At 73.9% G+C, this 13780-nt stretch carries 16 protein-coding genes and 1 pseudogene; 8 read left to right on the top strand and 9 right to left on the bottom strand.

Features of this window, described 5'->3' with window-relative positions:
• A pseudogene (locus tag FRZ03_RS40285) lies at positions 1 to 197 on the top strand (TIGR02452 family protein); the annotation flags it as partial.
• A gap of 181 nt (positions 198 to 378) precedes the next feature.
• Here FRZ03_RS40285 and FRZ03_RS14430 read toward each other — a convergent pair.
• Complete coding sequence (locus FRZ03_RS14430) at positions 379 to 1374, bottom strand: zf-HC2 domain-containing protein (protein ID WP_146465546.1); 996 nt, start codon at positions 1372 to 1374, stop codon at positions 379 to 381.
• Positions 1371 to 2084 (bottom strand): RNA polymerase sigma factor SigE, encoded by a 714-nt coding sequence (sigE, locus tag FRZ03_RS14425; protein WP_070026913.1) that lies wholly within the window; start codon positions 2082 to 2084, stop codon positions 1371 to 1373. Before sigE ends, FRZ03_RS14430 begins: the two co-directional genes overlap by 4 nt.
• Positions 2085 to 2318: 234 nt before the next feature.
• On the opposite strand from sigE, the gene FRZ03_RS14420 reads away from it, so the two are divergent.
• The gene (locus FRZ03_RS14420; protein WP_071828745.1) at positions 2319 to 3017 is read left to right on the top strand and encodes an O-methyltransferase; all 699 of its coding nucleotides are present in this window, start codon (positions 2319 to 2321) and stop codon (positions 3015 to 3017) included.
• Between the two features lie 108 nt (positions 3018 to 3125).
• Here the strand turns inward: FRZ03_RS14420 and FRZ03_RS14415 are convergent, their stop codons facing one another.
• Positions 3126 to 3293, bottom strand: a complete 168-nt coding sequence (locus tag FRZ03_RS14415) for a DUF3117 domain-containing protein (RefSeq protein WP_018544333.1) — start codon at positions 3291 to 3293, stop codon at positions 3126 to 3128.
• Positions 3294 to 3667: 374 nt separating this feature from the next.
• Between FRZ03_RS14415 and chcB the strand changes: the two genes are divergently transcribed.
• On the top strand, positions 3668 to 4471 hold the full coding sequence (gene chcB, locus FRZ03_RS14410) for a 2-cyclohexenylcarbonyl CoA isomerase (protein WP_146465545.1): 804 nt from the start codon (positions 3668 to 3670) through the stop codon (positions 4469 to 4471).
• On the opposite strand, the gene FRZ03_RS14405 is transcribed toward chcB, so the two are convergent.
• The gene (locus tag FRZ03_RS14405) at positions 4456 to 5058 is read right to left on the bottom strand and encodes a DNA-3-methyladenine glycosylase I (protein ID WP_146465544.1); all 603 of its coding nucleotides are present in this window, start codon (positions 5056 to 5058) and stop codon (positions 4456 to 4458) included. The two genes, chcB and FRZ03_RS14405, sit on opposite strands and share 16 nt — an antisense overlap.
• Complete coding sequence (locus tag FRZ03_RS14400; RefSeq protein ID WP_146465543.1) at positions 5055 to 5411, bottom strand: DivIVA domain-containing protein; 357 nt, start codon at positions 5409 to 5411, stop codon at positions 5055 to 5057. The genes FRZ03_RS14405 and FRZ03_RS14400 overlap by 4 nt, the downstream gene beginning before the upstream one ends.
• 139 nt (positions 5412 to 5550) lie before the next feature.
• On the opposite strand from FRZ03_RS14400, the gene folP reads away from it, so the two are divergent.
• Positions 5551 to 6411: a dihydropteroate synthase gene (gene folP, locus FRZ03_RS14395; protein WP_146465542.1), complete on the top strand. Its 861-nt coding sequence runs from the start codon at positions 5551 to 5553 to the stop codon at positions 6409 to 6411.
• A gap of 25 nt (positions 6412 to 6436) precedes the next feature.
• On the opposite strand, the gene FRZ03_RS14390 is transcribed toward folP, so the two are convergent.
• Together FRZ03_RS14390 and dapE are read right to left on the bottom strand one after the other, a co-directional pair.
• Positions 6437 to 7195 carry an LOG family protein gene (locus FRZ03_RS14390; protein WP_146465541.1) on the bottom strand — a complete coding sequence of 253 codons (759 nt, stop codon included), beginning with the start codon at positions 7193 to 7195 and terminating at the stop codon, positions 6437 to 6439.
• Between the two features lie 157 nt (positions 7196 to 7352).
• Positions 7353 to 8432, bottom strand: coding sequence for a succinyl-diaminopimelate desuccinylase (dapE, locus tag FRZ03_RS14385; protein ID WP_146465540.1), 1080 nt, complete (start codon positions 8430 to 8432; stop codon positions 7353 to 7355).
• Between the two features lie 96 nt (positions 8433 to 8528).
• Between dapE and FRZ03_RS14380 the strand changes: the two genes are divergently transcribed.
• Positions 8529 to 9515, top strand: a complete 987-nt coding sequence (locus FRZ03_RS14380) for a VldE C-terminal domain-containing protein (RefSeq protein WP_186785421.1) — start codon at positions 8529 to 8531, stop codon at positions 9513 to 9515.
• 289 nt (positions 9516 to 9804) lie between these two features.
• Entirely contained in the window at positions 9805 to 10221 is a 417-nt protein-coding gene (locus FRZ03_RS14375; RefSeq protein ID WP_146465539.1) for an ATP-binding protein, read from the top strand.
• A gap of 95 nt (positions 10222 to 10316) precedes the next feature.
• Here the strand turns inward: FRZ03_RS14375 and FRZ03_RS14370 are convergent, their stop codons facing one another.
• Positions 10317 to 11411, bottom strand: a complete 1095-nt coding sequence (locus FRZ03_RS14370) for a bifunctional succinyldiaminopimelate transaminase/glutamate-prephenate aminotransferase (protein ID WP_146465538.1) — start codon at positions 11409 to 11411, stop codon at positions 10317 to 10319.
• Positions 11412 to 11535: 124 nt separating this feature from the next.
• Entirely contained in the window at positions 11536 to 11856 is a 321-nt protein-coding gene (gene fdxA / locus FRZ03_RS14365) for a ferredoxin (RefSeq protein WP_014674796.1), read from the bottom strand.
• Between the two features lie 140 nt (positions 11857 to 11996).
• On the opposite strand from fdxA, the gene FRZ03_RS14360 reads away from it, so the two are divergent.
• The gene (locus FRZ03_RS14360; RefSeq protein WP_146465537.1) at positions 11997 to 13055 is read left to right on the top strand and encodes a GNAT family N-acetyltransferase; all 1059 of its coding nucleotides are present in this window, start codon (positions 11997 to 11999) and stop codon (positions 13053 to 13055) included.
• Between the two features lie 17 nt (positions 13056 to 13072).
• On the top strand, positions 13073 to 13780 hold a 708-nt coding region (locus FRZ03_RS14355; RefSeq protein WP_146465573.1), incomplete at its 3' end, for a transglutaminase-like domain-containing protein.

Raw genomic sequence — 13780 nt, 5'->3', positions numbered from 1 at the left:
ACGCCGGCGTGCTGCCGCCCCGTGCCCCCGAGCGCGCCGCCGAGATCCCGGCCGCCCTCGCCACGCGGGCCGAGCGGGTCCTGGAGACCGCCGCCGCCCACGGCTACCGGCGCCTGGTCCTCGGCGCCTGGGGCTGCGGCGTCCCCCCGACCCACCCCCCCCCAGTCGCCGTCGCCTTCCCCCCGCTGGCCGGCCCCCGCCGCCCCCTCCGTACCCGCTCCCGGCGGGACACGGCTGCCCTCGTTCATGCTCTCCCCACGGCCGGCCGCGGCCGTGCGCTGCGGCGGCCGCGGAACGTCGACTGCGTGCCCGGTCGATCACCACGGGCACGGCCCTCACCGGATTCAACCAGGTTCGCGGGCCGTGGCGCAGCGGCGGTCAGCGCGCCCGGTCCGGAGCGCTCGGGGACGTCGAGGGAGTGGTGAGGACGTCGGGGACGGAGTCGGACAGCAGGCCGGGGACCATCGGGGCCGTGGACCACTTGTCCAGCGGCAGGCCCGTGGCCTTGTCCGGCAGGCGTATCAGCGGGGAGACGGCGGTCGCGCCCGCCATCAGCGGAGCGCTCACCCGGCCGCCGAGACCCTGGTCCGGGCCCGCCGAGGGGGCCGGGGCACCGGGCACCAGGGGGGCGGTGACGGCGGTCGGCGGCGTCGTCGTACGCCCGAGCAGGGTCCCGCCCTGGGCGAGCAGCGGGCCGGGGCGACGGCGCTGGGCGTCGGCCGTGCCCGCGCCGGTGCCGCCGCCGGTACCCGCGGTGCCCGCGGTGCCGGCCGGGACCACGTTGCTGCCGGTGCCGGAGCCGCGGGAGTCCGCAGCCGGGTAGCCGGGGATGGCGGTGGTCACGCCGCCGAGGGCGACCGCGGCCAGCGACACCGCGCCGGCGGCGGCGAACGCGAACCTCAGCCCGCGCGAGGCGGCGCGGCCGTCGTCCGGGCGGCCGACGGGATGGATGCGGAAGCCGTCGTCCTCGGGGACGGGGCCGGGGCCGTGCGGACGCGCCGGGACGTAGCCGAAGGAGAAGCCGCGCCGGGTGCCGAAGACGCCCGGGGAGCCGGAGGCCGGGGCCTCGTGGCCGCTCCCGAGGAGTCCGGGGGGCGGTGTGCCGCCGCCGTCGGGGTCGCCGCCGGGCAGGCCCTGGAGGCGGGCCAGCAGGCTCGCCGAGGGCGGGGGCGGGGGCGCCGCCGCGAAGACGCTCTTCAGCGCGCGCTGGGCGTCCGCCTCCGCCTTGCAGCGGGCGCAGGTGGCCAGGTGGGCGAGGACGCGTTCCCGCGTGTCATGGCCGAGCTCTCCGTCCACCAGGGCGGAGAGCCGGTCTCCCAGATGCTGCTCGGCGAGGCGTGCCTCCCCGACGGGTTTCTGTCGCGATCCGCTCACGCCGTCGCGCCCCCTCCCCCCAGCGCGGGGACCCGGGCCAGGAACGAGCGCCGCTCGGCCGCGCGGGCCTCCGGTGAGCGGTGCGCGAGGGCCTTGCGGAGCTGGGAGCGGCCGCGGTGGATACGGGAGCGGACGGTGCCGAGCTTCACGCCGAGGGTCGCGGCGATCTCCTCGTACGACAGCCCCTCGATGTCGCACAGCACCACGGCGGCGCGGAACTCGGGCGCGAGGGTGTCCAGGGCCTGCTGGACGTCCGCGTCGAAGTGGGCGTCGTTGAAGAGCTGCTGGGGGGTGGGTTCGCGGCTGGCCAGGCGCTCGGCCGCGTCCTCGCCGAGGGCGTCGAAGCGGATGCGCTGCTTGCGCCGGACCATGTCCAGGAAGAGGTTGGTGGTGATGCGGTGCAGCCAGCCCTCGAAGGTGCCCGGCGAGTACGTCGACAGCGAGCGGAAGACGCGCACGAACACCTCCTGGGTGAGGTCCTCGGCGTCGTGCTGGTTGCCGGTGAGGCGGTAGGCCAGGCGGTAGACGCGGGCGCTGTGGGTGCTGACGATCTCCTCCCAGGTGGGCGGAGTCCACGCCTGCCCGTCCGCGTCACTAGTGAAGGTCGCGGTCTGGGGCTCGCCCGGGGCGAGGCCGGCGGCGTGGTGGTCAGCAGCGGTGTCGGTCACGGATTTCGGCCTGCCCGCCGACCCGAGGAAGCGCCGCAGCACTCCACCCCGGTCCTCGGGCGCAGCCGCACCTCCCCTGTCGGCTCTGGTGGTGTCCAGTGGAGCCCCTACCATAGCCACCTCGCCCGTTAGCTCCGGATAAGCGTTTTTACGAGAATTTGATACTTGCTGGCGCGGCTCGTGCCGCTGCGTCAGCAGTTGTGCGCTCTCCTCGTCCATCCCCTGCCCCCGAACCATTCCCCCGTCACCTTCTCTTCCCTGTAAACGCCCGGTCCCATCTGCGGGTTCCCGACGCCAACGGATACAGTCACGCCGAGGCATCCATGGGGACAGGAGAGGGTCATTACCGGCAACCGGCAGACGAGCTCGGCATTCGCCGACGCCTTTGCCGCCGAGGACGAAGCGCTGCTCTGGGCCCGCGACCGCGCCCGTGACGCGGGACTTCGCTCGGTGTCGCCCGGCACGGGCTCCGCGCTGCGCCTGCTCGCCGCCTCCGTGGACGCGAAGGCGGTCGCGGAGATCGGCACGGGCTGCGGGGTGTCCGGAATCCATCTGCTGCACGGCATGCGCCCGGACGGCGTGCTCACCACGGTCGATTCGGAGCCGGAGCACCAGCAGTTCGCCCGGCAGGCCTTCCGCGCCTGCGGCTTCGCCAGCAACCGGGCCCGCTTCATCCCCGGCCGCGCCCTGGAGGTGCTGCCCCGGCTCGCGGACGCGGGATACGACCTCGTCTTCTGTGACGGGGACCGGCTGGAGTACCTCGACTACTTCGCCGAGTCGCTGCGGCTGCTGCGCTCCGGCGGTGTGGTGGTCTTCGAGGGCGTCTTCGCGAGCGGCCGTACGGTCGACTCGGGTCCGCAGCCGTCCGAGGTGCTGCGGCTGCGGGAACTGCTGCGCACGGTGCGCGAGAGCCAGGAGATGGTGACGTCGCTGCTGCCGGTCGGCGACGGGCTGCTGTGCGCGGTCAAGCGGTGACGGCGGCCGCCCGGGAAGGGTCCGCCGGCGGGCGCGGGGGGCCGGGAACGCGGCTGCCCCGGCACCGCGTACGATGCCGGGGCAGCCGCGAGGACTGACTCTCGCGCGTCAGACGACGACCTTCTTGAGGGCGTCACCGAGCGCCTCGGCCTCGTCAGGGGTCAGCTCGACGACGAGTCGACCGCCGCCTTCGAGCGGAACGCGCATGACGATGCCCCGCCCCTCCTTGGTCACCTCGAGCGGGCCATCGCCCGTCCGCGGCTTCATGGCCGCCATGCTCGTTCCCCTTCCTGAAACCAGCTCACGTCTGCCGATTGATGGCACCCGGGCGGGCACCCGCGGGACCGGATCGGGCACGCGACACCGGCATCGAACACATTGCTTCCCAGCCATTATCCCGCATCTCAGGACCCGATGACCAACATCGGTCCGCATCGCTTGGGCAACGCGCGCGAGCAAAACCACTCAATTCGGGGATGTGGCTGCGATACTGCGCCATCGCACACACACCCGTCGGCCAACCTCCGTCCGGTTTTCTTTGACGCAGCTCACACCCGTGGTCGGGCCCTCGGCCGGTGATCTCCGCCATGCTGTTGTCGGACACGGACGTACCGATCGGTACGTCACCACCGCGACGGAGGGGATGCGCCATGGCCGACACCGTGCTCTACGAGGTGAGCGACGGGCTCGCGACGATCACGCTGAACCGCCCCGAGGCGATGAACGCGCTGAACGTCGAGGCCAAGGTCGCCCTGCGGGAGGCGGCGCGGGAGGCGGCCGGGGACGCGGCGGTGCGGGCGATCCTGCTGACCGCGGCCGGCGACCGGGCGTTCTGCGTGGGCCAGGACCTCAAGGAGCACATCGGGCTGCTGGCCGAGGACCGGAAGACGGGCTCCGGGCAGACGATGAGCACGGTCGGGGAGCACTACAACCCGATCGTGCGGGCCCTCGCCGGGGCGGCGAAGCCGGTGGTCGCCGCCGTGAACGGGGTCGCGGCCGGGGCCGGGTTCGGCTTCGCCCTCGCCGCGGACTACCGCGTCGTCGCCGACACGGCGTCCTTCAACACGTCGTTCGCGGGGGTCGCCCTGACCGGCGACTCGGGGATCTCCTGGACGCTGCCCCGGGTGGTCGGGCCCGGCCGCGCGGCCGACCTGCTGCTCTTCCCGCGCAGCATCGGCGCGCGGGAAGCGCTGGAGCTGGGCATCGCGAGCCGGGTCGTGCCCTCCGGCGAGCTGCGGGCCGAGGCCGAGAAGGTGGCGCGCAAGCTCGCCTCGGGCCCGACGGTGGCGTACGCGGCGATCAAGGAGGCGATGGCGTTCGGGCTGACGCACTCGCTGTCGGAGACCCTCGACAAGGAGGACGAGCTCCAGACCCGGGCCGGGCAGTCCGAGGACCACGCGATCGCCGTGCAGGCGTTCGTCGACAAGGAGAAGCCGCGCTACTCGGGGCGGTGACCTCCCGCCGGGGCGCGACGGGCCACGCACGCCTCCAGGTGGTCGTCCACCAGCCCGCACGCCTGCATCAGCGCGTACGCCGTCGTGGGTCCCACGAACCTCAGGCCCCGCTTCTTCAGCGCCTTGGACAGGGCCGTGGACTGGGGGGTGACCGCCGGGACGTCCGCCAGGGTCTTCGGGACCGGGCGGGTCGCGGGGTCGGGGGCGTGGGACCAGATCAGTTCGTCCAGGTCGCCGTCGGACCAGCCGGCGAGGACGCGGGCGTTGGCCAGGGTGGCGTCGATCTTGGCGCGGTTGCGGATGATGCCGGGGTCGGCCAGCAGCCGCTCGCGGTCCTCGTCGGTGAAGGCGGCGACCTTCTCGATGGAAAAGCCCGCGAAGGCCGTGCGGAAGCCCGGACGGCGGCGCAGGATGGTGATCCAGGACAGGCCCGACTGGAACGCCTCCAGGCTGAGCCGTTCGAAGAGGGCGTCGTCGCCGTGGACCGGGCGGCCCCACTCCTCGTCGTGGTACGAGACGTAGTCGTCGGTGGACAGGGCCCAGGGGCAGCGCAGCGCGCCGTCCGGCCCGGCGATGGCGGCGGTCACGGCTGGTCCTCCGGGTGCTCGGGCTTCTCCTGCGCGGGCCGCGCGGCGGCGGCCCGGGCGCCGGCCAGCGCGGATTCCAGACCGGCGATCCGGGCGTCCCGCTCGGCGAGTTCGGCGGCGAGCCGGCCGAGGGCGTCGTCCACGTCGGCCATGCGGTAGCCGCGCGGGGCCAGCGGGAAGCGCAGGGTCTCGATGTCGGCGCGGCCGACCGGGCGGTCCTCCGGAAGCGGGTCCTGGAGCCGCTCGGGCGCGGCCTCGGGCAGCGGGGCGCCGTCGCCGCCGCCCACCACGGCGAGGGTCACCGCGGCGACCACGACGGCCAGCGCGACGACCAGGAACAGGAACATCACCATCGTCTCGAGGTCCCCACGCTCGGGTGCCGGCCACGGGTGCCGGACGCGGAATCTGTCTGGTCCGATCGTGCCATGCGAGTCTGACGGTTAGGGTCACTGGCGGTCGCAGTGCCGGACGTACGAGGAGAGGTCACAGCGGATGCTCAGGCTGGGCAGGCGGGAATTCGGACCGCACGAACGAGTGATCATGGCGATCGTGAACCGGACCCCGGACTCCTTCTACGACCGGGGGGCGACCTTCCGGGACGAACCGGCCCTGGCTCGGGTGGAGCAGGCGGTGGCCGAGGGCGCGGCGATCATCGACATCGGCGGGGTGAAGGCGGGCCCGGGCGAGGAGGTCTCGGCCGAGGAGGAGGCGCGCCGCACGGTCGGCTTCGTGGCGGAGGTGCGGCGCCGCTTCCCGGACGTGATCATCAGCGTGGACACCTGGCGGGCCGAGGTCGGCGAGGCGGTGTGCGAGGCGGGCGCGGATCTGCTGAACGACGCGTGGGGCGGCGCGGACCCCGGCCTCGCCGAGGTGGCGGCGCGGTACGGCGTGGGGCTGGTGTGCACCCACGCGGGCGGCGCCGAGCCGCGGACCCGCCCGCACCGGGTGACGTACGACGACGTCATGGCCGACATCCTGGACGTGACCGTGGGTCTCGCCGAGCGGGCGGTGGCGCTCGGGGTGCCGCGGGAGTCGGTGCTGATCGATCCCGGGCACGACTTCGGCAAGAACACCCGGCACAGCCTGGAGGCGACGCGCCGGCTGGACGAGATGGTCGCCTCGGGCTGGCCGGTGCTGGTGTCACTGTCCAACAAGGACTTCGTCGGCGAGACGCTGGACCGGCCGGTCAAGGAGCGGCTGATCGGCACGCTGGCCACGACGGCGGTGTCCTCGTGGCTCGGCGCGATGGTCTACCGCGTCCACGAGGTCGCCGAGACCCGCCAGGTGCTCGACATGGTCTCCTCCATCGCGGGCCACCGCGCTCCCGCGGTGGCCCGGCGGGGGCTGGCCTGACGCGGCCTGATCCACACGGGAGGCCCTAGCGGGCGGCCTCCTTGGAGACCAGGGCCACGGCCTCTTCCACGTCGTCGGTGACGTGGAAGAGCAGGAGGTCCTTCTCCATGGCCTTGCCCGAGGCCACCAGGGTGTTCTTGAGCCAGTCGACCAGGCCGCCCCAGTACGCGCTGCCGAACAGGACGATCGGGAAGCGGGTGACCTTCTGGGTCTGGACCAGGGTCAGCGCCTCGAACAGCTCGTCCAGGGTGCCGAGGCCACCGGGCAGGACGACGAACCCCTGGGCGTATTTGACGAACATCATCTTGCGGACGAAGAAGTACCGGAAGTTCAGCCCGATGTCGACGTAGGGGTTCAGGCCCTGCTCGAAGGGCAGCTCGATGCCGAGGCCCACCGAGACGCCGCCCGCCTCGCACGCGCCCTTGTTGGCCGCCTCCATGGCGCCGGGACCGCCGCCGGTGATCACCGCCCAGCCGGCCTGCACCAGGCCCCGGCCGAGCCGGACCCCGGCGTCGTACTCCGGCGAGTCCACCGGGGTGCGGGCCGAGCCGAACACGCTGATGGCGGGCGGGAGTTCGGCCAGGGTGCCGAAGCCCTCGATGAACTCCGACTGGATGCGCAGCACCCGCCAGGGGTCGGTGTGGACCCAGTCGTTGGGGGCGCGCTCGTCCAGCAGCCGCTGGTCGGTCGTGCTCGCCGTCACCTGGTCCCGCCGTCGGAGGACCGGCCCCAGCCGCTGCTCGTCCGGTGGCTGCTTCTTCCCCTCGGGGTTCCCGGTAGGCATGTGCGCTCCCTCCGCTTGCCGGTGGTTCCGTCCCAGCGTAGATCCACGCGGGTTGCGCAGGGGGGACCTGCGCGTGTCCGCCGGACGTGCGCCGCGTGGGGCTCCGCCGGTGCCGCGACCGGAGAGGTTCACCGGCTCGCGACGCCCGGCCACAGCACTACGCCGTGAGCCAGCCGCGCAGCCGCTCCTCGGCCGCGAGGATCTTCGCGGTCTCCACCCGCTCGTCCCGCTTGTGCGCCAGGTGCGGGTTGCCGGGGCCGTAGTTGACCGCGGGGATGCCGAGCGCGGCGAAGCGGGAGACGTCCGTCCAGCCGTACTTGGGCCGCGGGGCGCCGCCCACCGCCTCGATGAAGGCCGCGGCGGCCGGGTGGGAGAGGCCGGGCAGCGCGCCGCCGCTGTGGTCGTCGATCACGAACTCCTCGACCCCGCAGTCCGCGAACACCTCGTGGACGTGCGCGACGGCCTCCTCCTCGGTGCGGTCGGGGGCGTAGCGGAAGTTGACCGTGACCACGCACTCGTCGGGGATGACGTTGCCCGCGACCCCGCCGCTGATGCCCACGGCGTTCAGGCCCTCGCGGTACTCCAGGCCGTCGATCACCGGGTGGCGGGGCTCGTAGGCCGCGAGGCGCTCCAGGATCGGCGCGGCGGCGTGGACGGCGTTGGCGCCCATCCAGGAGCGCGCCGAGTGCGCCCGCTCGCCCTTGGTCCGCAGCAGCATCCGCAGCGTGCCCTGGCAGCCGCCCTCGACCTCGCCGTCGGAGGGTTCGAGCAGCACCGCGAAGTCGCCCGCCAGCCACTCCGGGTGGGCCTCGGCGACGTGCCGGAGGCCGTTGAGGTGGGCGGCGACCTCCTCGTTGTCGTAGAAGACGAAGGTCAGATCGCGGTTGGGGGCGGGGACCGTGGCCGCGATGCGCAGCTGCACCGCCACGCCCGACTTCATGTCGCAGGTGCCGCAGCCCCACAGCACGCCGTCCTCGTCCAGGCGCGAGGGCACGTTGTCCGCGATCGGCACGGTGTCGATGTGTCCGGCCAGGACGACCCGCTCGGCACGGCCCAGGTTCGTCCGGGCGATCACGTTGTTGCCGTACCGGTCCACGGTCAGGTGCGGCAGGGCGCGCAGGGCGGTCTCGACGGCGTCCGCGAGCGGCTTCTCGGTGCCGCTCTCGGAGGGGAGGTCCACGAGCCGCGCGGTGAGCGCGGCGGCGTCCAGCGTGAGGTCAAGCGAGGTGTCGGCCATGGTGTCGACCCTAGCGCGCCGTCGTCGGACGCCCGGCTCACACGCGGTAACGGGCCGCTGGCACAGGGGTGGTGATCGCTCCAGTACCTTGTACGCGTGTCTGAGCCGTCCCCCACCCGTCTCAAGCGCCGCGGCCGTCTTTTCCGGTTCTGTGCGGCCCTGTTGGTCCTGTGCGGCGTCGCCGCGTACCTCGTGGTGCAGTACGTCACCGGAGGCGGCGGCGCCCATGGCTGCACGGTGGTCTCGGCCACCGGCGACGGGGCGTCGTACGAGTTCACGCCCGAGCAGGCGGCGAACGCGGCGACGATCGCCGCCGTCGGTACCGGCCGGAACATGCCCGAGCGGGCCGTGACCATCGCGCTGGCCACCGCGATCCAGGAGTCCGGGCTGCGCAACCTCGAGCACGGCGACCGGGATTCGCTCGGCCTGTTCCAGCAGCGGCCCTCGCAGGGCTGGGGCACCGAGGAGCAGATCATGGACCCCACGTACTCGGCGGGGATCTTCTACGCCCATCTGGCCAAGGTGCCCGACTACACCGGCCTGCCGCTGACGGTGGCCGCGCAGAAGGTGCAGCGCAGCGGTTTCCCGGAGGCGTACGCCAAGCACGAGCCGGACGCCGAGCTGCTGGCGGCGGCGCTGACCGGGCAGGCGGCGGCCACGCTGACCTGTGACGGGCGCTTCGACGCGAGGTCCGCGGCGACCGGTCCGGACGCGGTACGGGCCGCGCTGGTACGGGACTTCGGGCGGGACGCGCTGCAGGAGACCGGCGCGGAGGTCGCCGGCACTCCGGTGCCCTCGCCCTCCCCCTCGCCCAGCGTGACCGCGACGGCGAGCGGGCGGACCGTGAGCGTGCCGGTGCCGCTCGGCGCCCGCACGGACCCGAGCGGGCGCGGCGAGGGGCAGCGGGGGTGGCAGCTGGCGCAGTGGGCGGTCGCCAACTCCGCGGCGCTGCACATCCAGCGGGTGACGTACGCGGGGCGGACCTGGACGAGCGACGACGGGTCGTGGCAGCCGGTGCGGTCGGACGGGGCCGGCGGTGCGGAGCGGTCCCTGGGCGTTGTCCGGATCGTGACCGGACAGTAGTACGGCGCGTCGCCCCGGCGGGTGGCTCCACCGTCTTATGCGGGGCCGTACGGGCGATTCACGGACCGAACCGGGAAACCCTTGGGAATCAAGGGGCGTAAGGATTCTGCCGGGCGTGCCGGGCCATGCTCTTTGCCCGTTTTTATCCACACCTGATAATGCGATGCGTTATCCATTCGTGACCTGGGGCGTCCGCAACCTTCGGGGGCGTCGAGCGGTAGTCACGGCGTCCGAGCCCGGTGCCGGGTCCGGACGACAGACACCGTTCCCTCCCGTCGAATGGAGCATCATGTCCCTCCCTCTGACCCGCCGGATCGCCCGTGCCGCGCTGCTCGTCGCAGCGGGAGCGGCCGCCGGGGTCGGTGCGGCCGGCTCCGCCGGTGCGGCCACGAACCTGCCGGCCACTCCGAACCTGGGCGGTCTGACCGCGCTGGACGCCGCGCACGTCGGCGACACCGCCGCCGGTACCGCCGAGAACGTCACCACGCTGGCGGGCAACGCGGGCGGCAACGCCGTCAAGCAGGCGGTGCCTGCCGCGGGCAAGACGGCCGGCGGTGCCGTGCGCAAGGCGGCGCCCGCGGCGCAGCAGGCCGCGGGCGGTCTGGCCGGGGCCGCGGGAAGCGCCCTCGGGGACGCGGCGGCCGGTGCGACGAAGGGCGGGCTGCCCACGTCCAACCTGCCGGTCAAGGGCCTGCCGCTGACCTGAGTCCGGGCCTGATCCGGCACACCGCCCGGTGAACGGGGTCCAGGGGTTCCCTGGGCCCCGTTCCGCATGTCCGGGCGGTCAGGGGCCCGCGGCGGTCAGCGCAGCCGGGAGACCGCCGCCTGGACGCGCTCGTCGGTGGCCGTCAGGGCCACGCGCACGAAGTTCTCGCCCGCCGTGCCGTAGAAGTCGCCCGGAGCGACCAGGATGCCGAGGTCGGCGAGGTGGGCGACCGTGGTCCAGCACGACTCGTCGCGGGTCGCCCACAGGTAGAGGCTGGCCTCGCTGTGCTCGATGCGGAAGCCGTGGGAGACCAGGGCCGCCCGAAGGGCCTCGCGGCGGGCGGCGTAGCGGGCGCGCTGCTCCTGGACGTGGGCGTCGTCGCCGAGGGCGGCCACGACCGCGGCCTGGGTCGGCGCGGACGTCATCATGCCGCCGTGCTTGCGGATCTCCAGCAGCGGGCCGAGGACCGCCGGGTCGCCCGCGACGAAGGCGGCGCGGTAGCCGGCCAGGTTGGAGCGCTTGGACAGGGAGTGCACGGCCACGATGCCGTCGTACGAGCCGCCGTTGACGTCCGGGTGCAGGACCGAGACCGGGTCGGCCTCCCAGCCCAGCTCCAGGTAGCACTCGTCGGAGACGACCAGCACGCCGTGGGCGCGGGCCCAGGCGACGATGCCGGTCAGCTCCCGCGCGGACAGGACCTTGCCCGTGGGGTTGGACGGGGAGTTCAGCCAGAGCAGCTTGAGGCCGGCCGGGTCCAGGTCGCGCGGGTCGTCGTAGACCTCGTAGGCGGCGCGGGCGAGGCGGGCGCCCACCTCGTACGTCGGGTAGGCCAGCCGCGGGTAGGCGACCTTGTCGCCGGGGCCGAGGCCCAGCTGGGTCGGCAGCCAGGCCACCAGTTCCTTGGAGCCGACGACCGGCAGCACGTGCCGGTGGGTGACGTCGCGGGCGCCCAGGCGGCGCTCCAGCCAGCCGCAGATCGCGTCCCGCAGCGCGGGGGTGCCCCAGACGGTCGGATAGCCCGGGGAGTCGGCCGCGTCGACGAGGGCCTTCTGGATCAGCTCGGGGACCGGGTCCACCGGGGTGCCGACGGAGAGGTCGACGATGCCGTCCGGGTGGGCCGCGGCCGTCTTCTTGTAGGGCTCCAGCTTGTCCCAGGGGAAGACGGGAAGCCGTTCGGAGACTGCGGACACGATCAGTGGCTCACTTTCGTCTGGTGCGGCAAACGCCTCGGTCCCGTGCGGCGGCGATCGGGGCGATCGGGCCGTACGGGACCGAGGCGGCGCGGTTCGGCGCGTGCCGCTTGGCGCTAAACGGTCACTCGCCCTGCGGCGGCAGCGCGGCGACGAAGGGGTGGTCGCGCTCGATCAGCCCCAGCTTGCTGGCGCCGCCGGGCGAGCCCAGCTCGTCGAAGAACTCGACGTTCGCCTTGTAGTAGTCCTTCCACTCCTCCGGGACGTCGTCCTCGTAGAAGATCGCCTCGACCGGGCAGACCGGCTCACAGGCACCACAGTCGACGCATTCGTCCGGGTGGATGTACAAGGACCGCTGGCCCTCGTAGATGCAGTCGACCGGGCACTCCTCGATGCACGCCTTGTCCTTGACGTCGACACAAGGCTGCGCGATGACGTAGGTCACGCTGTCGTTCCTCCTCGATAGGGCGCTGGCGGGCCTCCTCAGGCTCCGCCGCCTGGCGCGCGGGAGCGCGGCGTCGTCGATGCCCGCCCCTAGTATCTCCGTTCCGGAGCATGATCCGAACAGGAGGGGTGAACTGACCGGTGGAAATCTCGGCACAAGGGCGCCTTGAAGTCCGTATCACCCCCGCTGACGTGGGGAAACGCGTCTCCGTGCGGCGGTTGAGCGAACCCGGCGCGGCGCGGGAGAAGTTCACCGACACGGTGGGCGTTCTCACATCTTGGGATCATGGCGTGGTCATGATCACACAACGGAGCGGCGAGAGTGTCCGTTTTCCGGAAACCTCCCTCGTGGCGGGCAAGGTCGTACCGGCCGCCCCGGCGCGTCGCCGGGGCCCCGCGGCCGGCTACGAGGAGCTGGCCCGCGTCGCCTCGCGCGCGTGGCGGCCGGTGGAGAGCGAGCCGCTCGGCCAGTGGGAGCTGCGGGCCGCCGGCGGGTTCACCCGGCGGGCCAACAGCGTGCTGCCGCTGGGCGATCCCGGCCGTCCGCTCGACGCGGCCCTGGCGGCCGTACGACGCTGGTACGGCGAGCGGGGCCTGCCCGCGTACGTGCAGACCGCGACCGGCGCCGAGGGCACGCAGGAGCTGCTCTGCGCGGAGCTGGAGCGGCGCGGCTGGGTGCGGGAGGTGACCGCCGAGGTGTGGACGGGCGCCCTGGCGCCGGTCGCGGACCGGCCGGCGGGCGCGGACGTGCGGCTCGCCCGCGAGGCGGACGAGGCGTGGCTCACGCGGTACCAGCGCAAGGGGGTGAGCGAGGTGGCCCTGAAGGTGCTCGGCTCCCAGGCGGGCGGCGGTGCGGTGGGGCCGTCCGTGTGGTTCGCCTCCGTGCCGGGCGCGCCGGGCGAGGCCCCGGCGGCGATCGGCCGGTGTGTCGTGGACGGGCGCTGGGCCGGGTTCGCCGCCGTCGAGGTGGCTCCCGAGCGGCGCAGACAGGGCCTGGCCACCGAGGTGATGGCCGCGCTCGCCCGCCGCGCCCTGGCCGAGGGCGCGTCGGCCGCCTGGCTCCAGGTGGAGTCCGACAACGAGCCCGCGCGGGCCCTCTACACCGCCCTGGGCTTCTCCCGGCACCACGCCTACCACCACTTCCGGGAGCCGGGGGAACGCGCGCCGCAGGACCTCCCGGACCGGTCGTGGACCCCTTGAGAGGGCAGGAACCCGCCATGCCGAACCCCCATCTGCCGCCCCCCTACCCGCCGTCGCCGGAGCGGTCCGCCGAGGTGCGGCGCCGGTTCGGTGAGGAGGCGCGGGCCGAGCGGCCGGACCTGGCGGCGCTGTGCCTGCTGATCGGCGCGGAGACGGACGGCGCGCTGGACGAGGCCGGGATGGACGCCGCGCAGGCCGAGCTGGACCGGCTCGCGGGCGAGCTGCCGTACCGGCCGGGCGGGCCGCGCGCCTGGGCGGAGGCGGTACGGCGGCTGCTCGGCGGCCGCTACGAGTTCCACGGGACGCCCGGCGACTACCAGCGCCTGGAGTCCTCGCTGCTGCACGAGGTGCTGCGGCGGCGGCGCGGGCTGCCGATCCTGCTGTCCGTGGTGTGGCTGGAAGTCGCCCGGCGGGCCGGGGCCCCGGTGTACGGCGTGGCGCTGCCCGGGCACTTCGTGATCGGGTTCGGGGCGCCCGGGGAGCAGGTGCTGGCCGATCCGTTCGAGGGCGGGCGGGTGCTGAGCGGGCCGGACGCCGAGCTGCTGGTGGTCGGGGCGACCGGCGCGCCGCTGGACCCGGCGATGCTGGGGCCCGCGCCGCCGCTGGAGGTCGTCCAGCGGATCCTCAACAACATCCGGGCGTGGGCCGCGGCCCGCCCCGAGCACTCGGACGTCGCGCTGCGGGCGGTGGAGCTCGCGCCGCTGATCCCCCCCCACCCGGCCCGG

This window comes from Streptomyces misionensis (genome assembly GCF_007896895.1).
Classification (GTDB): Bacteria; Actinomycetota; Actinomycetes; order Streptomycetales; family Streptomycetaceae; genus Streptomyces; species Streptomyces misionensis_A.
Note: the sequence above shows the minus strand (reverse complement) of the source record. Positions and strands in the feature narration are given on the sequence as shown.